This window comes from Chelativorans sp. (assembly GCF_031180965.1).
In the GTDB taxonomy this organism is placed as follows: Bacteria; Pseudomonadota; Alphaproteobacteria; order Rhizobiales; family Rhizobiaceae; genus Chelativorans.
Genome location: NZ_JAPSLH010000025.1, coordinates 1 through 22,973, shown reverse-complemented (window position 1 = coordinate 22,973; position 22,973 = coordinate 1). Strand labels below are relative to the sequence as shown.

Annotated in this window: 20 protein-coding genes and 1 pseudogene; 10 read left to right on the top strand and 11 right to left on the bottom strand. The window is 64.9% G+C overall.

The window, feature by feature from the left end; translation table 11 throughout:
- Positions 1 to 13: 13 nt before the first annotated feature.
- The 5 genes from RIN79_RS16730 to RIN79_RS16710 form a co-directional block, all read right to left on the bottom strand.
- A complete protein-coding gene (locus RIN79_RS16730; RefSeq protein WP_309085816.1) occupies positions 14 to 1,462 on the bottom strand; it encodes an aspartate aminotransferase family protein in 1,449 nt (482 codons plus the stop codon).
- Between the two features lie 10 nt (positions 1,463 to 1,472).
- Complete coding sequence (locus RIN79_RS16725) at positions 1,473 to 2,480, bottom strand: NAD(P)-dependent oxidoreductase (RefSeq protein ID WP_309085815.1); 1,008 nt, start codon at positions 2,478 to 2,480, stop codon at positions 1,473 to 1,475.
- On the bottom strand, positions 2,477 to 2,905 hold the full coding sequence (locus tag RIN79_RS16720; protein WP_375165957.1) for an EamA family transporter: 429 nt from the start codon (positions 2,903 to 2,905) through the stop codon (positions 2,477 to 2,479). Before RIN79_RS16720 ends, RIN79_RS16725 begins: the two co-directional genes overlap by 4 nt.
- 116 nt (positions 2,906 to 3,021) lie before the next feature.
- Positions 3,022 to 4,368, bottom strand: coding sequence for an FAD-binding oxidoreductase (locus RIN79_RS16715; RefSeq protein WP_309085814.1), 1,347 nt, complete (start codon positions 4,366 to 4,368; stop codon positions 3,022 to 3,024).
- A complete protein-coding gene (locus RIN79_RS16710; RefSeq protein ID WP_309085813.1) occupies positions 4,368 to 5,801 on the bottom strand; it encodes a UbiA family prenyltransferase in 1,434 nt (477 codons plus the stop codon). Before RIN79_RS16710 ends, RIN79_RS16715 begins: the two co-directional genes overlap by 1 nt.
- 287 nt (positions 5,802 to 6,088) lie before the next feature.
- On the opposite strand from RIN79_RS16710, the gene RIN79_RS16705 reads away from it, so the two are divergent.
- Genes RIN79_RS16705 through soxG form a run of 4 tightly spaced genes read left to right on the top strand, consistent with a single transcriptional unit; the run spans position 6,089 to position 11,204 of the window.
- Positions 6,089 to 7,345, top strand: a complete 1,257-nt coding sequence (locus tag RIN79_RS16705) for a sarcosine oxidase subunit beta family protein (protein ID WP_309085812.1) — start codon at positions 6,089 to 6,091, stop codon at positions 7,343 to 7,345.
- 10 nt (positions 7,346 to 7,355) lie between these two features.
- Positions 7,356 to 7,637: a sarcosine oxidase subunit delta gene (locus tag RIN79_RS16700; RefSeq protein ID WP_309085811.1), complete on the top strand. Its 282-nt coding sequence runs from the start codon at positions 7,356 to 7,358 to the stop codon at positions 7,635 to 7,637.
- The gene (locus RIN79_RS16695; RefSeq protein WP_309085810.1) at positions 7,634 to 10,624 is read left to right on the top strand and encodes a sarcosine oxidase subunit alpha family protein; all 2,991 of its coding nucleotides are present in this window, start codon (positions 7,634 to 7,636) and stop codon (positions 10,622 to 10,624) included. The genes RIN79_RS16700 and RIN79_RS16695 overlap by 4 nt, the downstream gene beginning before the upstream one ends.
- Positions 10,617 to 11,204 carry a sarcosine oxidase subunit gamma family protein gene (gene soxG, locus RIN79_RS16690; protein ID WP_309085809.1) on the top strand — a complete coding sequence of 196 codons (588 nt, stop codon included), beginning with the start codon at positions 10,617 to 10,619 and terminating at the stop codon, positions 11,202 to 11,204. The genes RIN79_RS16695 and soxG overlap by 8 nt, the downstream gene beginning before the upstream one ends.
- 69 nt (positions 11,205 to 11,273) lie before the next feature.
- On the opposite strand, the gene RIN79_RS16685 is transcribed toward soxG, so the two are convergent.
- Positions 11,274 to 11,909 carry an EF-hand domain-containing protein gene (locus tag RIN79_RS16685; RefSeq protein WP_309085808.1) on the bottom strand — a complete coding sequence of 212 codons (636 nt, stop codon included), beginning with the start codon at positions 11,907 to 11,909 and terminating at the stop codon, positions 11,274 to 11,276.
- A gap of 124 nt (positions 11,910 to 12,033) precedes the next feature.
- Positions 12,034 to 12,744: a nitroreductase gene (locus tag RIN79_RS16680; protein WP_309085807.1), complete on the bottom strand. Its 711-nt coding sequence runs from the start codon at positions 12,742 to 12,744 to the stop codon at positions 12,034 to 12,036.
- A gap of 126 nt (positions 12,745 to 12,870) precedes the next feature.
- Between RIN79_RS16680 and RIN79_RS16675 the strand changes: the two genes are divergently transcribed.
- On the top strand, positions 12,871 to 13,470 hold the full coding sequence (locus RIN79_RS16675) for an XRE family transcriptional regulator (RefSeq protein WP_309085806.1): 600 nt from the start codon (positions 12,871 to 12,873) through the stop codon (positions 13,468 to 13,470).
- Positions 13,471 to 13,589: 119 nt separating this feature from the next.
- Entirely contained in the window at positions 13,590 to 14,783 is a 1,194-nt protein-coding gene (locus tag RIN79_RS16670; protein WP_309085805.1) for an aminotransferase class I/II-fold pyridoxal phosphate-dependent enzyme, read from the top strand.
- A 3-nt stretch (positions 14,784 to 14,786) separates the two neighbouring features.
- Here RIN79_RS16670 and RIN79_RS16665 read toward each other — a convergent pair whose 3' ends face one another.
- Positions 14,787 to 15,119 (bottom strand): hypothetical protein, encoded by a 333-nt coding sequence (locus tag RIN79_RS16665; protein WP_309085804.1) that lies wholly within the window; start codon positions 15,117 to 15,119, stop codon positions 14,787 to 14,789.
- Between the two features lie 215 nt (positions 15,120 to 15,334).
- On the opposite strand from RIN79_RS16665, the gene otsB reads away from it, so the two are divergent.
- From otsB to otsA, 3 genes are read left to right on the top strand one after another with little or no spacing between them, the layout of a single operon-like run.
- Positions 15,335 to 16,048 (top strand): trehalose-phosphatase, encoded by a 714-nt coding sequence (gene otsB, locus RIN79_RS16660; RefSeq protein ID WP_309085803.1) that lies wholly within the window; start codon positions 15,335 to 15,337, stop codon positions 16,046 to 16,048.
- A 16-nt stretch (positions 16,049 to 16,064) separates the two neighbouring features.
- Positions 16,065 to 17,843, top strand: coding sequence for a glycoside hydrolase family 15 protein (locus RIN79_RS16655; RefSeq protein ID WP_309085802.1), 1,779 nt, complete (start codon positions 16,065 to 16,067; stop codon positions 17,841 to 17,843).
- A complete protein-coding gene (gene otsA / locus RIN79_RS16650) occupies positions 17,840 to 19,231 on the top strand; it encodes an alpha,alpha-trehalose-phosphate synthase (UDP-forming) (protein ID WP_309085801.1) in 1,392 nt (463 codons plus the stop codon). Before RIN79_RS16655 ends, otsA begins: the two co-directional genes overlap by 4 nt.
- Positions 19,232 to 19,238: 7 nt before the next feature.
- Here the strand turns inward: otsA and RIN79_RS16645 are convergent, their stop codons facing one another.
- Positions 19,239 to 19,427 (bottom strand): DUF3008 family protein, encoded by a 189-nt coding sequence (locus tag RIN79_RS16645; protein WP_309085800.1) that lies wholly within the window; start codon positions 19,425 to 19,427, stop codon positions 19,239 to 19,241.
- A 117-nt stretch (positions 19,428 to 19,544) separates the two neighbouring features.
- Between RIN79_RS16645 and RIN79_RS16640 the strand changes: the two genes are divergently transcribed.
- A complete protein-coding gene (locus tag RIN79_RS16640) occupies positions 19,545 to 20,396 on the top strand; it encodes an SDR family oxidoreductase (protein WP_309085799.1) in 852 nt (283 codons plus the stop codon).
- An 88-nt stretch (positions 20,397 to 20,484) separates the two neighbouring features.
- Here RIN79_RS16640 and RIN79_RS16635 read toward each other — a convergent pair whose 3' ends face one another.
- Both RIN79_RS16635 and RIN79_RS16630 read right to left on the bottom strand, forming a co-directional pair.
- The gene (locus tag RIN79_RS16635) at positions 20,485 to 22,605 is read right to left on the bottom strand and encodes a 3-hydroxyacyl-CoA dehydrogenase NAD-binding domain-containing protein (protein WP_309085798.1); all 2,121 of its coding nucleotides are present in this window, start codon (positions 22,603 to 22,605) and stop codon (positions 20,485 to 20,487) included.
- Positions 22,605 to 22,973 (bottom strand): annotated as a pseudogene (locus tag RIN79_RS16630) (acetyl-CoA C-acyltransferase); the annotation flags it as partial. The pseudogene RIN79_RS16630 and the gene RIN79_RS16635, both read right to left, overlap by 1 nt.

The following is a 22,973-nucleotide window of genomic DNA, read 5'->3' as shown; positions in this document are numbered from 1 at the left end:
CCGCCCAACCCCTTCAGCCCATCTGGCTTTTCACGAAGTCCTTCACGATAGCCACGACGCCGCGCGAGAGCAGCGTGTCGAGCGCCGTGATGAAGGCGTCGACATGCTCGCGCTGCACGATCAGCGGCGGCTCCAGCCGGATGACATTTCGGTTGTATTCGGTGAAGGCCACCAGCACATTGTGGTCGCGCAGGAGCAGCGCGCCGACGAAGCCGGAGAGCGAGCCCTTCAGCTTCTCGTCGAGCATCGCCACCATGGGCCGGACCACCGCCGGCAGGGTTTGCGAGAAGTCGTGGAACTCAAGGCCCACCATGCAGCCGCGTCCCCGCACTTCCTTGATGATGCGCGGATATTTCTCCTTCAGCTCGTCGAGGCGCTTCAGGAGGTAGGCGCCGGTGTCGGCGGCATTCTCCATCAGCCGCTCGTCATAGAGCACGTTGAGGCCCTCGATCGCCGTGACGCAGGCCTCGCCGATGCCGCCGAACGTGGCCATGGCATGGATCATCGCCGTCTTCGGCGTGCCATAGGCCTTCATATAAACGTCGCGCCTGGCGATCATGGCGCCGATCGCCGCCTTGCCCGCGCCGAGCGACTTGGCGAGGGCCGTGATGTCGGGCACCACGCCATAGTGCTCGAAAGCGTAGAACCGCCCGGTACGCCCATAGCCGCACTGCACCTCGTCGGCCACCCAGAGCACGCCATAATGATCGCAGAGCCGGCGCAGCTTGGGCCAATAGGACGGGTCGGCCTCGATGATGCCGCCGCCCCCCTGCACCGTCTCAAGCACGATCGCACCTATCTGCGGGTCCGAGCGGAACGCGTTCTCCACCGCATCGATGTCGCCGAAGGGCACCCGCAGGGTGTTGCCGGTGAGCAAAAACTCGCCGCGGTAGAGCTTGCCGTCGGTGACGGCCAGCACACCCTTGGTCTTTCCGTGGAAGGAGTTTTCCGCATAGACGATCTTCGGCTTCTTCGGCCCCGCAGCGCGCTCGGCGAGCTTTACGGCTGCCTCCATGGCCTCGGAGCCGGAGGAGCCGAAGAACACCATATCGAGATCGCCGGGCGAGCAGGCGGCGAGGTTCTTTGCCAACGCGGTCGCATATTGCGACATGAAGGCGATCCCGATCTCGTGCCGTTTCTCCTCCTGGAACTTCCTGCGTACTTCCAGGATGCGGGGATGATTGTGGCCGAAGGCGAGCGAGCCGAAGCCGCCGAAGAAATCGAGGATCTTCCGGCCGTTCTGGTCGGTGTAATACATGCCCTCGGCGCGCTCGATCTTCACCTTGTGGAAGCCGAGCAGCTTCATGAAGTGGAACTGGCCGGGGTTGATGTGCTCCTTGAAGAGATCGGCCATGCGGCCGACATCGAGCGCCTTGGCGTCTTCCACACTCAGGAGCGGCGGCTTTGCCAAGGATGCGGAGGTCGTCGTCTCCTTGGCGTCGTTGTTTGCGAGAGCACTCATCCCATAACTCCTATTCGGCGGCCACGTGGCTGGCGCCGACCGGCCGGCCGGCCTTCTTGGCGCGATATTCGTCATATGCGGCGATCAGCATGTCCTCGTCGCGGTATTTCGGCACCCAGCCGAGCTGGCGCTCGCCCTTGGAGACGTCGAGCACGCACATCTCGTCGGCGATGAGATACTGCTCGGGGTCCATGATTGGCATGTTCAGGCGATCGAGGAGGTCCAGCGTGCGCTTGACCGCCCAGGCGGGCGTGGGCACGAGGATCGAGCGGGAGCCCGCATGCTTGACAAGGTCGCCGAGCAGCTTCCGGACGGGCGGCGGGTTGAGCGATCCGAGATTGTAGGCCTCGTTCGGCACGCCCGCCTTCCAGGCAAGCCTTGCCGCTTCGGCGCAGTCGAAGACGGAGATGAACTGGTACGGGTTCTTGCCCGAACCGATCATCGGCACCGGCAGGTTCATGTCCACCAGCTTGAAGAGCTTTTCCAGGATGCCGAGGCGGCCCGGGCCGATGATCAGGCGCGGCCGGAAGAGAGAGATGTTCATGCCGCGCTGGCGCCACTGGGCGGCCACCACTTCCGTATCCGCTTTGGACTGCCCGTATTCGCCGAGCGGGGAAACGGGATGATCCTCCGTCATCGGATAGGTGACCGTGTGGCCGTAGATCATGTCGGTGGTGAAATGGACGAGCTTCCTGGCGCCCGCCTTGTCCATCGCCTCGATGATATGCACCGTGCCGTGATAGTTCACGGGATAGAAGAAGTCGTGCCGCTTGGAGCGGATCTGGATCGGCGAGAGCATCTTGGCCGACAGGTTGTAGACCATGTCGTCCGGCTTGATGTCCACTGCCTGCACGGCGACCGGATCGGTGACATCGCAGTGGACGAACTGCGCCTGGCGGTAATGCGGCAGGTCGCTCTTGACGATGTCGGCGACCAGCACCTCCTCGCCATCGGCCACGAGCTTTGCGGCGAGATGGCGGCCGACAAAGCCGTCGCCGCCGAAAATGACGTGTTTCATCGGATCATCGACCTTTCGGATTTCGAGGACTTCTGCGCCACGGCCTCCTCGGCGTTGCGCCCGCTCTGCGCGATCAGCACCGTGCCGACGCAGATGAGCGCAATGCCGGCGATGCGGTAGGCATTAAGATCCTCGCGGAAGACGAAATAGGCAAAGACCGCCACCGCCACATAGGCAAGGCTCAGGAACGGGTAGGCGAAGGAGAGCTCCACCTTGGACAATACGTAAAGATGCGAGGCCATGGAAATGACGAAGACGCAAAGTCCCAGGAATACCCACGGGCTGAAGACGATTTGAAGCACCTTCAGCAGCGGATTGACCCCCTCGAAGCTCAGGGGCCCCAGCGTCATCATGCCGTGCTTCAGCATGAGCTGGGCCGCCGCGTTGGTCATCACCGTGAACAGGATGAAGGGAATGTATTTCATGAGAGTGCGCCCCGCTGGCCCCGCAACCTTGCGTAGGGCATAGGTGAGAAGATCGCGTGAAGCCGATCGCTAGAATCGGCCTTTTTGCAGTTACGCTTCGGCAAGCTTTTCTTCCCCTATTCCGCGGCGGCGGCCAGACCGCCGGCAGATCCCAAGGTCATCGCCGTCCTGCGCCAGAAATCCGACATGAAGGCCGGATCGCGCAGATGCTCGAGCGCCTGCCAGCCGGGAAAGGACGCGGCGAAAACAGCAGCGCTCATCCTGGCGTCCTTGTAGGGGTTCACGGCGCCGCCTGCCGAAATAGCGATTTCATCAAGCCGTGCCAGCAGTTGCAAAGTTTTCTTCCCGCGATTTGGAAAATCCAGCGTGAGCGTGTAGCCGGCCCTCGGAAAGGAAAAGAGCCCCGGCGAAGGCACAGCACCGAAGCGCTTCAGCACCGTCAGGAAGGAAGCCTGGCCAGCTTCGCGCGCCGCCGCAAGGAGGGCGGGGACGGCCAACCGCGCCGCCGCCTCCGGCACGACGCTCTGGTGCTGGAAAAGTCCCCCCGGCCCGTAGAGCCGGTTCCAGTCCCGTATGCCGTCGAGCGGGAAGAAGTAGCTCGCATAGTGGGTGCGGTGCGGACCGGACTTCCGCCCCTTGGCCGAACGATAGAGCTGGTTGAAGATGCGGATGGAGAGGCCGTTCAGGACATTCAGCGGCGGCTGGACGGGAATGGACAGCCGTCCCTTGCCGGCCGGCCGGAACTGGCCTCCGCAAGCATGGTTGGCGGTCATGAGAAGGCCCCTGCCCGCCTTCAAGCCGCCCGCGAGCTGATCGATCCAGGCAACCGCATATTCATTGCCGGCATCGGCTTCCTCCGCAAGATCGAAATATTCGTCGAGCGAGGAGAAGGGAGTGACGCGCTCCTCCACATCGGCCGAGCCGACTTTCATCAGACGGATGGTCGCGTCGAGGATGAGGCCGGTCAGTCCCATGCCGCCTATCGTCGCGCGGAACAGATCGCCGTCCCGGTCGGCCCGGCACTCGTGCTGCGTTCCGTCGGAACGCAGCAGCGTCAGCGCCTCCACATGGCAACCGAATGTACCGCGGCGGTGGTGGTTCTTCCCATGCACGTCGTTGGCGATTGCGCCGCCTAGCGTGACGAAGCGCGTGCCCGGCACCACCGCCGGAAACCAACCCTGGGGCGCCGCTAGGTCGATGATCTCGGCGAGCATGGTGCCGGCTTCGGCTTTGAGGAGGCCGGTCCGCGTGTCGAAGGAGTGGATGCGGTTCCGCTCCCTCATGTCGATCAGCCGCCCTTCCCTATTCTGGCAGGTATCGCCATAGGAACGGCCGTTGCCGTAGGCAAGGAGCGAGGCCGGCGCCGCGCGGCCGGCCTTGAGCAGGGTGACCACTTCGCCGGCTCGCAAGGCGTCCCTGGTAGCCGGCGAGGCGCGGCCGAAGCTCTGATACGGACCGCCCATCACAGCCCCGCCGAGAAGAGGAGGAAGGCGCCGAAGCCGATGAAGAGCTGGCTGCGCCAGTCCGTGATGATGAAGACGATCGGGTCGTCATGCAGCTCATCGCGGCGGGCGAGAATCCAGATGCGTATGGTGAGGTAGAGCACGATGGGGCCAAGCGGCCACATCAGCCAGGGATGCTGATAGAGCTTCTCGGTCGCCCCGCTCTGGATATAGAGCGCCAGCACCATTGCGGAGGCGAAGGCCGAAGCCATTCCGGCCTGCGCCACGATCTCCTGGTCTTCCGCGCGATAACCGCGCCCGGCGATGCGCTCCCCTTCCGGGAGCGCCGTGGAACGCAGCTCCACATAGCGCTTCACCAGGGCAAGCGAGAGGAAGAAGAAGATGGAAAAGGCCAGCAGCCAGAAGGACACTTCGATCCCCGTCGCCGCGCAGCCGGCGAGAATCCGGGCGGTGTAGAGGCCGGCCAGCATGAGGACGTCAAGCAGCAGCATGCGCTTCACGGCAATGGAATAGGCGGTCGTCGCGATGAGATAGAGGACAAGCACCGCGCTGGAGAGCGGCGGCAGGAAGAAGGCGGTCACCGCGCTCGCCAGCAGGAGAACCGCCATGGCGCCGAGCCCGAAGGGCATGGACAAAAGGCCGCTCGCAAAAGGACGGTGCCGCTTGGTCGGATGGCGGCGGTCGAGCGCCAGATCGAAGAAGTCATTGAGGATGTAGATGGCCGAGGCGGCCGTCGAGAAAGAAACGAAGGCGAGAACGCATTTGAGGATCAGCTCGACATTGAAATACTGGTGCGCCAGCACCAACGGCACGAAGATGAGTGCGTTCTTCACCCACTGATGCACGCGCAGCATCCTGGCGATGGTCTTGACCGTCACCTTCGGCGCCTCGATGAGCTCGCCGCCGTGGCTCCTGTACCAGCGCGCCGCGCTGCGGTCGGGCGCCACGACGATCGCGCGCCGCGCCGCGTCGAAAACAGCAATGTCCGCGCGGCCGTTGCCGGCATAGTCGAAACCGCCGTCGCCGTAGAGCCCGGTCAGCGCCTGCCGCTTGGTGGTTGAAGCCATATTGCAGGTCGGGTCGGTACAGATCACGAGATCGAACACCCCCAGATGCGCGGCGATCTTTTCCGCCAGCCTGCGGGGCGCAGCGGTCGCGAGCACGATGCGCCGGCCGGCCGTGTGATCCTCGCGCAGCCGGTCCAGTACCTCCTCGCGATAGGGCAACGCCGACGGATCAAGCTCGATGCGTGCGGCGATCTCGCATTTGAGATGCGCCTTGCCCTTCATCAGCCAGAAAGGCAGCAGGAACAGGCAGAGCGGATTCTTGCGGATGAGCAGGAAGAGGCTCTCCCACAGAAGGTCAGTGGCGATCAGCGTACCGTCCAGATCGACGGCCAGCGGTACGGCGATGCGTTCGGACCGCGCATCCATGCAAAAACCCCAGCTAAATGCCCCCGCGGGGGTTCATGCCCCCTTCTGGGCCGTCTTATCGTCGAACCGCTTCGGAACTCTAAAATCCTAGACCGACAAGGTCCGCTTTGCGCCGCTTTCGGGCCCCGTGGTTTACGGCGGCTTACTAGATCGATTAAAATGCCGGAAGAGCGCCGCCTCGTCCAGTACGCGGTCGCTCATGTGAAAACCGATGGCGGATTATTTGCCTTCCCGCGCGCGACTGCCCTATAGCTTCCGGCTCGGGGGAACAACGGCGGCGAGAAAGCATGGCGGAATATTCGGCGCTCGCGCTCATCAGGAATGCATTTTCAGGCAATCGCGACTGGAAGCCGGCCTGGCGCAAGCCGGACCCGAAGCCTGCCTATGATGTGATCATCATCGGCGGCGGGCATGGACTGGCAACGGCCTATTATCTCGCCAAGGAGCACGGCATCACCAATGTGGCCGTGCTGGAAAAGGGGTGGCTGGGCTCAGGCAATATCGGCCGCAACACCACCATCGTGCGCTCCAACTACCTCCTGCCGGAATCCATCCGCTTCTATGATTTTTCAGTGAAGATGTGGGAGAACCTGTCGCACGAGCTGAACTACAATGTGATGTTCTCTCAGCGCGGCATCCTCAACCTCGCGCATTCGCCGGCCCAGGCCGATGACTATATCCGCCGCGGCAACGCCATGCTGCACGGCGGCGGGGACGCTGAGTGGCTCACGCCGGCCGAGATCGCGCGGAAAGTGCCGGGCGTAGACGTCTCCGGCTCTGCGCGTTTTCCCGTCGTGGGCGGGCTGCTGCAGCCGCGCGCCGGCACCGCCCGGCACGACGCCGTCGCCTGGGGTTATGCGCGCGCCGCCGACCGCCGGGGCGTCGACATCATCGAGAACTGCGAGGTCGTGGGCTTCCTGCGCGAGGGCGACAGGATCATCGGCGTTTCCACCACGCGCGGCGAGATCCGCGCCGGGAAAGTGGGCGTGGCGGTGGCCGGCAGCACCAGCCGCCTCCTGAAGCTGGCGGGGATCGAGCAATTTCCGATCGAGAGTCATGTGCTGCAGGCCTTCGTCTCCGAATCGATCAAGCCTTATGTGGACTGCGTAGTGACCTTCGGCGGCGGGCACCTTTATATGTCCCAGTCGGACAAGGGTGGTCTGGTCTTCGGCGGCGATCTGGACGGCTACAATTCCTATGCCCAGCGGGGCAACCTGCCCCTCGTCGAGGAGGTGATGAGCGAGTTCGTGGCCATGTTCCCTGCGGTGGCGCGGCTGCGGCTGCTGCGCTCCTGGGGCGGCGTGATGGACATGTCGATGGATGGCTCGCCCATCATCGCCAAGGGCCCGCTGCCTGGCATGTATCTGAATTGCGGCTGGTGCTATGGCGGCTTCAAGGCCACGCCCGCTTCCGGCTTCTCCTTTGCCTGGACCATCGCCAAGGACGAGCCTCACCCCATCAACGCACCCTACACGCTCTCGCGCTTCGAACGCGGCATCATCATCGACGAAAAGGGCCAGGGGCCCACGCCGAAGCTGCATTGAGGGAAGAAGAATGCTGATCTCCTGCCCCTATTGCGGCCCGCGCGACCTGTCGGAATTCTCCTATCAGGGCGATGCGTCCCGCATGCGGCCCGATGCCGCCTCGACCGACATCAAGGCGTGGCACGACTATGTCTATAATCGCCCCAACCCTGCCGGACCGCACCGGGAATACTGGCAGCATACGGCTGGCTGCCGCGCGCATCTGATCGTGACGCGCGACACCCTCACGCATGAAATCCACGAGGTGACATTCGCCCGCGCTGCCTTGAGAGCGGTCGGAGGTCGACCGTGAGCCCGCGCCGCGCCCGGAGCGGCGGGCTGATCGACCGCGGCCGCGCCATTTCCTTCACCTTCGATGGGAAAGCCTATACCGGGCACGCCGGCGACACGCTTGCTTCCGCGCTGCTCGCAAATGGGGTGACGCTTTTCGGCCGCTCCTTCAAATATCACCGGCCTCGCGGCGTCTACACGGCCGGCGTGGACGAGCCGAACGCGCTCGTGACCGTTCTGAAGGACGGCGTGCGCGAACCCAACATTCCGGCCACGCTGCTTGAAATCCATGACGGGCTGGAAGCGGACAGCCAGAACCGCTTCCCCTCGCTCGATTTCGATCTGAACGCGGTGAACCAGCTCGGGGGCCCGCTCTTCAGCGCCGGCTTCTACTACAAGACCTTCATGGGGCCGGTGATGGGCCCGCTTAAGGGCACGCGGTTCTGGATGTTCTGCGAGCATTTCATCCGCCGCGCGGCAGGGCTTGGACGCGCCGGCTACGAGAAGGACCCGGCGCGCTACGAGCGCATGAACGCCTTTTGCGACGTGCTGGTGATAGGGTCGGGCCCGGCCGGTCTGATGGCCGCGGAAGCGGCCGCTCTGGCCGGCAAGCGCGTTATCCTGGCGGAACAGGAGCCGCGCCTCGGCGGCACGGCGAACTGGTCGGGCGAGACCATCGGCGGAGTGTCGGCGGCGGACTGGGCGGAAGCGATGGCGGAGAAGCTCGCCGCGATGGACAATGTGCGCCTGCTCGCGCGGACCACCGTCTGGGGCTACTATGACGGCAACAATCTTGCCGCCCTGGAGCGCGTGGCAGATCACCTGGCGACCGCGCCTAGGGGCCTTCCCCGGCACCGCCACTGGTCGATCCGCGCCGCAAAGGTCGTGCTGGCGACAGGCGCGCTCGAGCGGCCGATCGTCTTTCCCGGAAACGACCGGCCGGGTGTGATGCTTGCGGGCGCGGCAATGCGCTACGCGAACGAATTCGGCGTCCTGCCGGGGGAAAGGATCGCTGTCTTCACCAACAATGACAGCGCCTATCGTGCCGCCGCCGCGCTGAGAAAGGCCGGCGCCGCCATTGTCGCGATCATCGATGTCCGCCAGGACATATCGGCCGCCGCGCGGAAGCTGGCCGAGGAGGCCGGCGTGGCGCCGCTCACGGGGCACGCCGTGGTAGGAACGGCAGGCAAGCGGTTGGCGAAGATTTCGGCGCAGCGCTTCGACGCCGCGACCGGACGCCTGTCCGGCGATGTGCGTCCGATCGAGGTCGACTGCCTTGCCGTATCCGGCGGCTGGTCGCCGGCGATCCATCTCGCCAGCCAGGCGGGAGGCAGCCCCGTTTGGGACGAGAAACTCAGCGCGTTCCTGCCGCCCGAGCCGACCCAGGATTGGCTGGGCGCAGGCGCCTTGACCGGCGCCGCGACGACGGCCGAGGCGCTCTCTGCAGGCCGCCGGGCAGGCAGCGCGGCCGTCGGCGCGGAGGCCCCTTCCTCAGCGCTGCCAGAGGCGGCTTCCCCCACGCTCGATCCTTTTCCGGCGCCGGTTTTCGAGATCAAGGCCAAAGGCAAGGCCTTTGTGGACCTGCAGCACGACGTGACGGCGGATGATATCCGGCTGGCTCATCGCGAGGGCTTTGTCTCGGTCGAGCATCTGAAGCGCTATACGACGCTCGGCATGGCGACCGACCAGGGCAAGACGTCCAACGTGCCCGGCCTTGCCATCATGGCAGAGGCACGCGGCCTGCCCATCGACCGTGTCGGCGCGACGCGTTTCCGCCCGCCATTCGCACCGGTCTCGATTGGCTCGCTAGCCGCCGAGACGCACCGGCACTTGAAGCCGGACCGGCTGACGCCCATGCATGACTGGCATGTCGAACGCGGTGGGCGGATGATGCCGGCAGGGCTCTGGCACCGGCCGATGATCTATGGCGAGCTCGGGGAAACCGTCGAGCAGGCCTATATCCGCGAGGCTGCTGCGGTCCGCCGCTCCGTCGGCATCTGCGATGTCTCGACCCTCGGCAAGATCGCCGTGAAGGGCCCGGACGCGGCGGAGTTTCTCGACCGCGTCTACACCAATGTGTTCTCGACGCTGCCGATCGGCAAGGCGCGCTATGGATTGATGCTGCGCGAGGACGGGATCGTTCTCGACGACGGCACGACGTGGCGGCTCGGTGAGCATGACTTCCTCATGACCACCACGACGGCCAATGCCGGCAAGGTGATGCAACATCTCGAATACCTTCTCGATATCGTCTGGCCGGAGTTGCGGGTGCATCTGACCTCGGTCACCGACCAGTGGGCAGGCGCCTCGGTCGCCGGCCCGAATGCACGGAAGGTGCTGGAGGCCTGCATCACCGGTACCGGCCTGGACGACGCCGCCCTGCCCTTCATGGGCATCGTGCATGGTGCCATCGACGATGTGCCGGTGATGATCTGCCGCCTGTCCTTCTCAGGTGAGCTTGCCTATGAAGTCTATTGTGGCGCCGGCCATGGGCTGCATGTTTGGGAGGCGCTCGTCGAGGCGGGCGCACCCTATGGGATCGTGCCCTACGGGCTGGAGGCGCTGGGGACGCTACGCATTGAGAAGGGCCATGTGACAGGCGCGGAGATGGACGGCCGCACCACCGCGCGCGACCTTTATCTCGACTGGATGCTGTCCAAGAAAAAGCCGTTCGTCGGCTCGGCTCTCATGGACCGGGAGGGGCTGATCGACAGGAACCGCATCCGCCTCGTGGGATTGATCTCGCTGGATGGCCAGCCGCTCGGCGGTGGCGCGCACATCGTTGAGAAGGGCAGCCTGGATGACCTCGGCGCAAGCATCGGTCACGTGACGGCGTTCTGCTATTCCCCTGCTCTGCAGAAGTATATCGGGCTGGCGCTGGTGAAGGGCGGCAAGGCCCGCCACGGCACGCGCGCTTTCGTGTCGGACCCGCTCCGCAGGCGTTTCGGCCCCGTGGAAATCGTCAGCCACCACTTCTTCGACCCTGAAGGAAGGAGGATGCATGGCTGAACGCCTTTCTCCCCTGGGCGCCGCCTTCCGGCCGGGCATGCATGGCGGACCGGGTGCCGGACCCGGCGTGCGCCTGAGCGAGGTCACGCCACCTTCGATCATGGAGGCCACCGCCTGGCCCGGCCGGAAGGGCGCGCTGGCGGAAGCAATTTCTGCGGTGACCGGCCTCTCGCTCTCCGCCAGGCCGAATGCCGGTGCCGTGAGCGCCGAAGCCTCGGCCTTCTCCATCGCTCCGGAGCGCTTCCTTGTCTGCGGCGGCGCCGAGCTGCCCGCAAGGCTGGCGGCTGCGATCACTATCGAGACGGGCACGGTGGTCGACCTGTCGCATGGCCGCACGGCGCTCCGCATCGCCGGCCCGCGCGCGGAATGGGTGCTGTCGAAGCTTTTCGCCGTAGACGTCGCGCCGGCCGCTTTCCCGGTGGCCGAAGCCCGCGCCACCTCCCATCATGAGATTTTCGCGCAAATCCAACGCACCGGTCCGGACCAGTTCGACATCTTTGTCTTCCGTTCTTTCGCGCGCGCCTTCTGGACCATGCTCTGCGATGCGGCCGAGGAAGTGGGTTACGAAGCGGCCGGCTAGAGACCGACGAAAAAATGGCCCGGCAGGGAATGCCGGGCCAGTCGGAGCACTGCCGCTTCAGTGCGCCAGCTATTCTTGCGCCGGCGTGTCGTCGGAAGGGGTTCCCGGCGCGGCAGACTCCATCCGGCGGTGCCTAAACTCGTGGCGCGGGCCATCGCCACGCCCCATGGCAAAACGCGGGCCGTCGCCGCGGCGCATATGCATGACCCGCTTGCCCATCCCGCCGCGGCGAAGCTCGTCCTGGCTCAGCTGACCGTCATTGTTGCGGTCGAGGAGCGCGAAGCGCTTGTTGTGGTGGTCTTCGATCTCGGCGATGGTCACGGTGCCGTTCCCGTCGATGTCGAGCCGCCGCGCGGTTCGCTCGGCGCGCCGCTGGAACTCGCGGTTCGTCAGATAGGTGACGAGTTCCTGTTCCGTCAGCGTGCCATCATTGTTTTCGTCGGCCGCCCGCAGCATCTCCAGCCGGTCGCCACCGAGCTCTTCGCGGGCGATGGTGCCGTTGCCGTCTGCGTCCAGCCGACCGAAGACGCCGCCGGTGCGGCGCTGGGCGCCTTCGGTAGCGGTGGGCGCCTGGTTGCCCGAGGCGGCCGGGCTCTGGTTCCCGGATGCGGCCGGCGGCTGAGTCGGTTGGGCGTCCTGCGCCAGGGCTGCCGCGCCGGCGGCCACGGACAGGGCGATGGCGGAAACAAGAACCGTGCGAAGCATACGTTCACTCCTCGTGTTGCGCCGCCCCGACGGCGGCTGGGACACGCAGTTGTGTCACGCCGAACATTACGGCGCGCTTTCGGGCGGATTACATTTTGGTAAAGTTGCAGGGTCCGCCGTGTGCTCAGCCGAGGACGGTGACGAAGTCTTCCAGCGGCGTGCGCTCGGTCCTGAGCCGGTTTTCCGGCCTGGAGGGGTCCTCGTAGCCGAGCGCCATCCCGCACACCACCACTTCCTCATCCGGAATGCCAAGCAGCGGGCGGATGAGCCGGTGATAGGGCGCAAAGGCGGCCTGCGGGCAGGTGTGCAGCCCCCTCGCCCGCGCAGCGATCATGATCGACTGGAGAAACATGCCGTGGTCGATCCAGGAACCTTTGTTCAGCCTCCGGTCGATGGTGAAGATCATGCCAACGGGCGCGTCGAAGAAGACAAAGTTGCGGTCGTGCTGGGCGCGCATCCGATCCACCTCGCGCCGGCCTATACCGAGCAGGGCATAAAGCGAATAGCCCACCGCCCGGCGGCGTGACAGATAGGGCTCGAAGAATGTGTCGGGATAGTACTTGTACTCGTCCCAATCCGCCTTTTCGGCGCGGATGCCGGACGAGAGGATAGCTTCCGAGATTCGCTGCTTCGTCTCGCCCGTGGTCACGTAGACTTTCCAGGGCTGCATATTCGTCCCCGAAGGGGCGCGGGAGGCAACCTGCAGGATCTGCCGAAGCGTATCCTCGTCAACCGGAACGGGCAGGAAGGCGCGAACCGAGCGCCGCGAGGTGATAGCCTCGTCGACGGCGGCTACAACTTCCGCGTCCACTGATTTCTGGTCCGGTGCCAACATTTTCGCCGTCCTCGGGTGGAGGGAACCGGGCGCAGGGAGGCGATATAGCGGCCGGTAGATATATGAAATCCCGCTTGATTTTTTCATACAGGCCGCTTTGATGAATTTCCAGAGGGAAATTTCACGATGTCCACTTCTCTTTCCGAAAGCGCGGAAACCGAGCTGAAGGCCAGCGCGCTCCGTCTTCTGGCTGCCGATATCCGCAGGCTGCGCAAGGCGCGCGGCCTGACGCTCGCCGGAGTTGCAGCCCAGCTCGGCCGCTCGGTCGGCTGGCTGAGCCAGGTGGAGCGCGGCATATCGCTACCCAGTCTGAACGACCTGCGGGCGCTCGCGACCCAGTTCAAGGTGCCCGTGAGCTTCTTCTTCACCCCGGCGGCTCCGGATGAAAAGGAGTGGCAGGTCGTCGTCCGCGCCGACCGGCGCCGGCGGCTTGCCGGTGGCCAGATGGGCGTGCTGGAGGAGTTGCTTTCTCCCGATCTTGGCGGGCGCTTCAAGATGATCCGGTGCGAGTTCGCCGGCGGCACGGCCCTGCCCCAGCCGCGGCAGCGCGGGGCGGAGGAGGCGGGCTATGTTGTTTCCGGCGCGCTGGAGATCGAAGTGGCGGACGAATGGTATCGGCTCGCCCCTGGAGATAGCTTCTGCGTGCGCGGCGAGGCGTTCCGCTGGCGCAACCCTGCGGAGGAGCCGGCCGTTGTCATCTGGATCGTCTCTCCCCCGGTCTGCTGACACAGCCGTGGCCGGATCGTTGGGCCACGGGGTTGACATTTATCGTCGCGGAGACGAACGGCTGTAACCAGAGGACGCAAAACTGCGCCTCGACACGCGCCTCCCGATCGAGAGCCACCATGCCCACCACATCAAAACGTATTACCGGCATCATGCCTTCCGGCAAGGACGGATGGGAGGTTCACTTTGCCGCGCTCGCCCGCAAACAGGCCGGCGAGGACATCCTCATGCTTTCCGTCGGCGACCATGATTTCGATACGCCCGCCGAGACGGTCGCCGCCTGTGTGGCAGCCGTGCAGAGCGGGCATCATCACTATGTTCAGCTTCCCGGCCTGCCGCGGCTGCGTGAAGTGCTGGCGCGGCTGTCCGCCGACTGTACGGGCGCCGATACCACGCCGGAGGAGGTGATCGTCACGCAGGGCGGCCAAGGCGCTCTTTTTGCTGCCTGCCAGGCGGTGCTTGACCCCGGCAGCCATGCCATCATCATGTCGCCCTACTACGCCACCTATCCGGGCACGGTGCGAGCCGCCGGTGCTGCTTTCACCGAGATCGACACGCGCCCGGAAGACGGGTTTGAGCCCCGGCCGGAGGCGATCGAGGCCGCCATGCGGCCGGAGACGAAGATGATCCTCGTCAACTCGCCCAACAATCCGACGGGGGCGGTCTATTCGCGCCGGACAGTGGAGGCGATCGCCGAGATCTGCCGCAGGCATGATCTCTGGCTCGTCTCCGACGAGGTCTATTGGACCTTGCGCGCCGAGCGCGAGCATGTCTCGGCCCGTTCCCTGCCAGGCATGAAGGAGCGCACCCTCGTCGTCAATTCGCTCTCGAAAAGCCACGGCATGACCGGCTGGCGCGTCGGCTGGCTCACCGCCCCCGCCGACGTGATCCGCCATCTGACCAGCCTCAACATCGTGTCGAGCTACGGCATGGTGGACTTCGTCTCCCGCGCCGCCATTGCGGCCGTGGAAAACGGCTATGGCGTCGCCGAGATCGCGGAGCGCTACGCCGCCCGCCGGAAGGTATTCCTGGAGGCCATGCATGGCACGAACAATGTCGGTGTGCGCGGCTCGGAGGGGGGCATGTATGTCATGCTCGACATCTCACAGGTAAACCCCGACGCCGAGGCCTTCGCCTTCGGCCTGCTTGAGGCGGAGAAGGTTGCGGTTATGCCCGGCGGCAGTTTCGGCGCTTCTGCGGAAGGCCATCTGCGCGTCTCCATGTGCCAGGAGGAGCCGGTCCTGCGCGAAGCGGCAGCGCGGATCCGTCGCTACATCGCCGCCCAGGCCGCGCAGCGCAGCGCAGCCGAGTAGCGCTTACCGGGGTATCCGCAGCCACCTTTCGTCGTCGTCCCAGGGATCGAGCACGCACCGGTAGCCGACGGGGCACGACTGGGCGTCGCTGGTCGGCACCCACGCCCGCTGGATGATGTGGCCGATGGGGCAGAACCGCTCGCTGGCGACATAGCGGTCATAGGTATGGCGGCCGGTGGTGAAGACCACCGCCCCATACTGGCCGACGATGTCGCGCGCCTGCCCGCAGGAGAGTCTGCGCGCGTCGATGCGGCCCTGTGCCAGTGCTGAAACGCTGGTAAGCGTCGCCAGGGCGAGGCCTATCGCAACTGCCAACTGAGCATTCGATCTTCGCATCACTCGTTCCTTCCCTTGTCGAAACGGCAAAACCGCTTTATTTGCCTCGCAGCATGGCCGCCTGGCCTTGCCGCCGCGCCGGGTTCGCCTTTCGCGGGCGAACCGGCATCAACAGCGCCAGCGCTCCAGCTCAAGGTCCCGCAGCTCCCAACGATATGGCCGCCACTCCAGCACCCCTGACCTCACTGGACCACACCGGGCTGCGGCCCGAAGACATGGCGGTTTTCCTGGACTTCGACGGCACGCTGGCCGATCTCGCTGAACGCCCCGACCAGGTTTCCGTTCCTGGCGAGACACTTCACGCGTTGCAAAGGCTCAAGCGGAGCCTTGATGGTGCGCTGGCCATCATTACCGGCCGCCCGATCGACGACATCGACAAATTCCTCGCCCCGCTCGTCCTCCCCGTGGCAGGCGTGCACGGGCTGGAGCGGCGCCGGGCGGGCGGAGAGCGGATGGCAGCGCCTGTCGACCAGGAAAAATTCGGCCTGCTGCGCGAAAGGCTGCAGTCCTTCGCCGATGCCAATCCCGGCCTGCTTCTGGAGGTGAAGCAAGGCTCGATGGCGCTCCATTACCGCCAGAGGCCTGATCTCGCGGAGGCCTGCGCGGCTGCCGTGGGTGCGGCCCTCACCGGCCTTGACGGGTTTCACGTCCTGCACGGCAAAATGGTCATCGAGGTGAAGGGCGGGACGGCGACCAAGGCGGATGCCCTTGCGGCCTTCATGCGAGAAGAGCCGTTTCGCGGCCGCGTTCCCTTTTTCGCCGGGGATGACGTGACAGACGAAGACGCGTTTCATGAGATTGCGCGCCTTAGCGGCATTTCGATCAAGGTCGGCCGCGGCACCACGGCCGCCCTGTTCCGAACGGATGGGACGGCGAGTTTTCGCCACTGGCTGGGCTCGCTGGCCGACAGTTTTGACGCCGCAAAGTGACGTAGCAAGGTTTCCCATGACGACTCTCGATCTGGGCATCATCGGCAATTGCAGCTTTTCCGCGCTGATCGACCCGAAGGGAAGGATCGTTTGGTGCTGCCTGCCCCGTTTCGACGGCGACCCCGTCTTCAACGCGCTCATTGCGGGAGATGAGCCGTCGGAGGGGCTCTTTTCGGTAGAGATTGAGGGGCTGACTGAAACGGAGCAGCATTACGAGCCGAACACCGCTGTCCTGACCACCCGGCTGCACGGCAAGACGGGGTCCCTCGAGATCAGGGACTGCGCGCCGCGCTTCTTCTGGCGTGACCGCATCTTCCGCCCACAGACGCTGGTGCGGCGCATCAGGCCCATCTCCGGCACGCCGCGCATCGCGATCCGCGTGCGGCCCACCTTCGGCTACGGCACGGTGCGCCCGCAAAGGACACGCGGCTCGAACCACATCCGCTATGTCGGCCCGGAGACGACGCTGCGGCTGACCACGGTGGCTCCGCTCGATTACATCGTGGACGAGACCTTCTTCAACCTGTCCGCGCCCATCGACTTCATCTTCGGCCCGGACGAGACGGTCGAGGGCGGGGTGGCGCATACGGCCCGCGATTTCGAGGAACGCACCATCGCCTATTGGCATGGCTGGGTGGCCAATCTCGCTTTGCCCTTCGAGTGGCAGGACGCCGTGATCCGTGCCGCGATCACGCTGAAGATGTGCACCTATGAATCGACCGGCGCCATCGTCGCGGCGATGACCACGAGCATCCCTGAGGCGCCCGACAGCGGCCGCAACTGGGACTACCGCTTCTGCTGGCTGCGCGATGCCTTCTTTGTCGTGCGGGCCATAAACAGCCTTGGCACCGTCCAGACGATGGAGAACTATTTCCGATACCTGATGGATATCGTTGCGGATTCGGGTGGCGGGCACCTGCAGCCCGTCTTCGGCGTCGGACGGGAAAGGCAGCTCGTCGAGCGCGTTCTGGACAATTTTGCCGGCTATCGCGGCATGGGGCCGGTGCGCTGCGGCAACCAGGCTTATGAGCACTACCAGCACGACGTCTACGGGAACGTGATCCTCGGCGCGGCGCAGATCTTCTTCGACCGACGCATCGAAATGAAGCCGACGCTCACCCATTTCCGGCTTCTGGAGCAGGCCGGCGAACAGGCCTACCGGCTGCACAACGAGCCGGACGCTGGCATGTGGGAACTCCGCTCACGCTCGCGCGTTCACACGTCCTCAAGCCTCATGTGCTGGGCCGCCTGCGACAGGCTTGCCCATATCGCCGCACAAATGGGAGAAGGTGCGCGTGTTCGATACTGGAGACAGCGGGCGGACGAGATCAAGGAGCGCATCCTGGCGCAAGCCTGGTCGGAAAAGCGTAAGGCTTTTGTCGAAAGCTTCGGGGGCGAGACACTCGACACGAGCGTGCTCCTGATGGCCGAAGTTGGCTTCATCGACGCGCGCGACCCGCGCTTCGTCAGCACGGTCGACCAGCTTGAAAAAGCGCTCGCAATCGGTCCGCATATGATGCGCTACGAGGCGGCCGACGATTTTGGCAAGCCGGAGGTTGCCTTCAACATCTGCGCCTTCTGGCGGCTCGACGCGCTCGCCCGCATCGGCCGCTATGAGGAGGCTCGCGAGATCTTCGAGGCAATGCTTAAGGCGCGGAACTCGCTCGGCATCCTCTCGGAGGACACCCATCCGGTGACCGGCGAGATGTGGGGCAATTATCCGCAAACCTATTCCATGGTGGGCATCATCAATGGTGCGCGCCGCCTGTCGAAACCCTGGGAGAGTGTCGTGTGAAAAGGCTGGTCGTCGTCTCCAATCGCGTTGCCGACCTGACGAAGACGGCGCAGGCCGGAGGCCTGGCGGTTGGCCTTGCCGACTCGCTGCGCCAGCGCGGCGGCGTGTGGATGGGTTGGGACGGCCAGACCCTGAAATACGAGGAGGAGCCGGAGCCGCGTATCCGCAAGATCGGCGAGGTGATCCAGGCGACTATTCCGCTCACCGAGCAGGACTATGCCGAATATTATCTCGGCTTCGCCAACAGCGTGCTATGGCCCCTCTTCCACTACCGGCTGGATTTGGTCGAATACAAGACGGCGTTCCTGGAAGGCTATCGGCGCGTCAACGCGAAATTCGCCAACGCCCTTGTCTCCACGCTGCAGCCAGACGACCTGATCTGGATCCACGATTATCACCTCATTCCGCTCGCCGCAGAGCTGCGGCAGCGCGGCTGCAAGCAACGCATCGGCTTCTTCTTGCACATTCCATTCCCGCCGCCCGAAATTCTCGCTGCGGTGCCGCGCCACCGCTGGCTGGTGGAGTGCCTGCTGAAGTTCGACGTTGTCGGCTTCCAGACGCAGACGGACCTCAACAACCTCCTGCGCTATGTGGAGGATCATCTGGGCTGCGAACTGCTTCCCGACGGCAGGGTAAAGACCCGTGAGCGGGTGGTGATAGCAGGCTGCTATCCGATCGGCATCGACGTGGATTCTTTCGTCGCGATGGCCGAGCAACCCAATGACGAGGTGCAGATCGAGACCAAGCGGCGCGAGATCCTCGGACGGCGCCAGATCATCGGTGTCGATCGGCTCGACTATACGAAGGGCTTGCCCGACCGGCTGCGCGCCTTCGCGCGTCTTCTGGAGATGTATCCGGAGATGCGCAAATCCGTGGCGCTGATGCAGATCGCCACGCCTACGCGGGAAGAGGTTGAGGCCTATATCGATATCCGCAAGGAACTCGAAGCGCTGTCAGGCGAGATCAACGGCCGCTTCGCTGATTTCAACTGGACGCCCGTACGATATATTCACGGCACTGTGCCGCGCGAGGCCCTCGCCGCGCTTTATCGCGCCAGCCAGGTGGGCTTTGTGACGCCGTTGCGCGACGGCATGAATCTGGTGGCGAAGGAATATGTCGCCGCCCAGTCGATGGACAATCCCGGCGTGCTCGTGCTCTCCAAATTCGCTGGCGCTGCCGAGGAGATGCACGAGGCGCTGATCGTCAATCCCTATGACGTAGACGACATGGCACGCAATCTGTGCCGCGCGCTGACCATGCCGCTCGACGAGAGGCAAGACCGGCAAAGGGCCCTGATGGACCGCATACGCAAGCATGATGCAGCCAACTGGCTGAACTCCTTCATGGCGGCGCTGGAAAAGGGCGAGATCAGGCGGGAAGAGGACTGAGGCAGACTCAGTCCTTAGACTTCTTCTGTGGCAGCTTCTTCCGCTTGGTCGATGCAAGCTCTTCCAGTTGGTTCTCGCTCATGGATTTTACCATGCTGCGCGAGGCGCCCTTAAGCTTGGATTTTGGCGTGTCGCCGCGCTTGGCCGACAGGGCGGCGCCGGCGGCCTTCTGCTGCGCCTTCGATTTTGCTGGCATCTTTGCCTCCTTCTGATTGGGAAGAAATCCGCCCGCCTGCCGGAAAGTTCCAGCCCGGCGGGGAACATGGAGGGCAGCACCGGGTTCTGGCGCAAAAGAGAACAAAGAGGCTGAGCCATGAACGAGCAGACACTCCCCAAGCAGGAGCAGGATCATCAGCCAGGCGACGAGCACCTGATGCATCCGCGCCCGGACTATTCCCCCCGCTACCGCGGCTCCGACCGCCTAAAGGGCAAGGTGGCGGTGATCACCGGCGGCGATTCCGGCATCGGCCGCGCCACGGCCGTGCTTTTTGCCCGCGAGGGCGCGAAAGTCGCCTTCCTCTACAAGGATGAAACGGAAGATGCCGAGGAGACGGAACGGCTGGTCAAGGCCGAAGGCGCCGACGTTTTTTCCATGGCAGGCGATGTGGGCGAGACCGATGTGGCCAACCGCTTCGTGGAGGCCGTCGTCCAGCGCTTCGGCAGGATCGACGTCCTGGTCAACAATGCCGCCGAGCAGCATTATCAGGAAGAACTGACGGACATTTCCGACGAGCAGCTGGAGCGCACCTACAAGACCAACATCTTCGGCATGTTCCGGATCACGCGGGCCGCGCTGCCGCACATGCAGGAGGGATCGTCCATCATCTGCACGACCTCCGTCACCGCCTTCAAGGGGCAGGACGTGCTGATGGATTATGCATCCACGAAGGGCGCCATCCTGGCCTTCGTGCGCGCGCTTTCGGGCAATCTCGCCTCCAAGGGCATCCGCGTGAACGCCGTCGCACCCGGTCCCATCTGGACGCCGCTCATCCCGGCCTCCTTCCCGGCCGAAAACGTGGCGAAGTTCGGCAAAAACGTTCCGCTCGGCCGGCCCGGTCAGCCGAACGAGGTGGCGACCTGCATGCTGTTCCTGGCCTGCGAGGATTCGTCCTATATCACCGGCCAGACGCTGCACCCGAATGGCGGCACGCTGGTGGGCGGCTGAGCGCTGGCCGCAAGGAAAACCACCCTCACTTGCGTCGGAACGTCTCGGTTCGGCCAAGGCCAGGCGCCGAGTTGCAAGTGAGGAGTGCCTATCCCGTCAGCCTTTCCCAGCCCTCGTCCGGTGCAAAGCGGGGCCCGTGCTTCTCCTCCAGTTGCCGCAGCCTGGCGACGATCTCGTCCGGCCCGCGGCTGCGCGCGTAGCAGAAGGGGCCGCCGCGAAAAGGCGCAAAGCCGGTACCGAAGATCATGGCGGCATCGGCGATCTCATCGTCTGCCACCACGCCCTCGCGCAGGCAGCGTACCAGCGTGTTGAGCATCGGCAGGATCAGCCGGTCTGCCATGTCGGTGTCGGCGTGTGGTGTTTCGGCCTTTCCGGCATCAGCAGGCTTTTCCTTTCGCGGCTCTCCCTTCTCATCGTAAACGTAAAATCCTCGACCCGCCTTGCGGCCGGTCTCGCCCGCCTCGACCTTATGCACCAGCCAGGCCGGTATTTCGGGCATCGGTTCAGCCAACCGCTCCTTCAGCATGCGGGCGACCTCCAGGCAGATGTCGAGGCCGACGCGGTCGGCAAGTTCGATCGGCCCCATTGGCATGCCGAAATCCCTCGCCGCCCGGTCGATCACCTCTTTCGGCACGCCCTCGTCGAACATGACGAAGGCCTCGACGAGATACGGCGTAAGGGCGCGGTTGACGAGGAAACCCGGCGCGCTCTTCACCGGCGCCGGTAGGCGGGAGATGTCGCCGCAGAAAGCGCGCGCCCGTCTCAGCGTCTCCTCGCCTGCGCTGTCATGGGCGACGATCTCGATGAGCTCCATCCGCGTGACAGGATTAAAGAAATGAAGGCCGACGAAACGCTCGGCGAAGGGGAGGCCCTCGCGCAGCGTCTCCAGCGGAATGCTGGAGGTGTTTGTGGCAAGGATCGCGTCCGGCTTCATGCGCGGGGCTATGGATTCGTAGACCCGGCGCTTCACCTCGGCTCGTTCGGCGACAGCTTCAATGACGAGATCGGCCTTTTCGACACCCGCCCCGTCGAAATCCGGCATCAGCCGATCGAGTGCGTCGCGGCGTTCTCCCCGAGAATAGAGCCTCTTGTCGAAAAATTCCGAGGCGCGGCCGATCGCCCGCGCGATCGCTTTGGGATCAAGGTCGGTGAGCGTCACGCGAAGCCCGCGCGCAGCGCACCAGGCGGCGATGTCGCCGCCCATCGTGCCAGCGCCGACGACATGCACGCGCCGGATACCGCTTTCGCCCTTCGCCAGCGTCCTCAACCGCTCGCGCAGGAAGAAGACGCGGATCAGGTTCTGGGCCGTTTCGCCGACCAACAGCTCGGAAAAGGAGCGGATCTCCGCCCTCTGCATTGCCCGCGAATCGCCGCCATGCTCCTCCCAGAGCTCGATCAGCCGGTAAGGTGCCGGATAGTGGTTCTTCGGCGCATTCTTCTCGGCTTCGGCGCGCATGCGCCCGGCCGCCATGCGGCGCGCGGGCCCGAGGCCGAACACGCCCGCCTTCCAACCGCCGGTACCGCGCTTCAGGCCGCCCGCGACCGCCGCATGCACCGCCTGCCTCACCTGGCGCTCCTCGACGATCTCGTCGACAAGCCCCAACGCCTTGGCCTTTCTGGTATGCACGGTCCGGCCTGTAAGCATCATCCGCATGGCTTCGACCGGATCGATGAGCGAGGTGAGCCGGAAGGTGCCGCCGAGGCCCGGATGCAGGCCAAGAAGCACTTCGGGGAAGCCGAAGCTCGCGCCGCTGACCGCGATGCGGTACTTGCAGGCGAGCGCCAGTTCCAGCCCGCCGCCGAGGCAATGGCCGTGGATGACGGCGATGGTTGGCATGGCGAGGGCCGCCAGCCGATCGATGATCTCGTGCGCGCGTTGAATGCGCTTCTGCACCTCCGCGGGATCACGAATGCCGCGGAAGTCGCGGATATCGGCGCCGGCGGCAAAACCGCCCTTCTTGGCGGAGCGGATCACCAGGGCCTTCGCGTTGAGCCCGCGCAGGTCCTCCAGCACCATGTAGAGCTCGGCAATCACCGCTTCGGAGAGGGTGTTGGCGCTCTCACCCGCCCGGTCAAAGATCAGCCAGACAATGCCTTCCTCGTCGCGGGTGTAGCGCCAGTGCGTGAGCGCACGCGTCGGCTCGCCCCGCGGTCCGAGCTCCGCGTTGCGCCGCTCCAGGAGCTTCCAGACTTGCCGCGAGATGGCCATCACACCGCCTCCAGGAGCATGGCGCCGCCCTGCCCGCCGCCGATGCATTCGGTGGCGATGCCGCGCTTCAGGCCCAGCCGGCGCAGAGCGTTTGCGAGATGAAGGACGATGCGATTTCCGCTGGAGCCGACGGGATGACCGAGGCTGATCGCGCCGCCGTCCACATTGAGCCGCTCGTGGTCAAGCGCGCCGAAGGGCGCTTCGAGCCCGAGTATCTCGCGGCAATATTCCTCGTCTTCCCAGGCCGCGAGGCAGGCGAGGATCTGCGCCGCGAAGGCTTCATTGATCTCCCAGAGCTCGATGTCTTCTCGGGCGAGCCCGCGGCGCTTAATCAGTTCCGTCGAGCAGATGGTGGGGCCGAGCCCCAC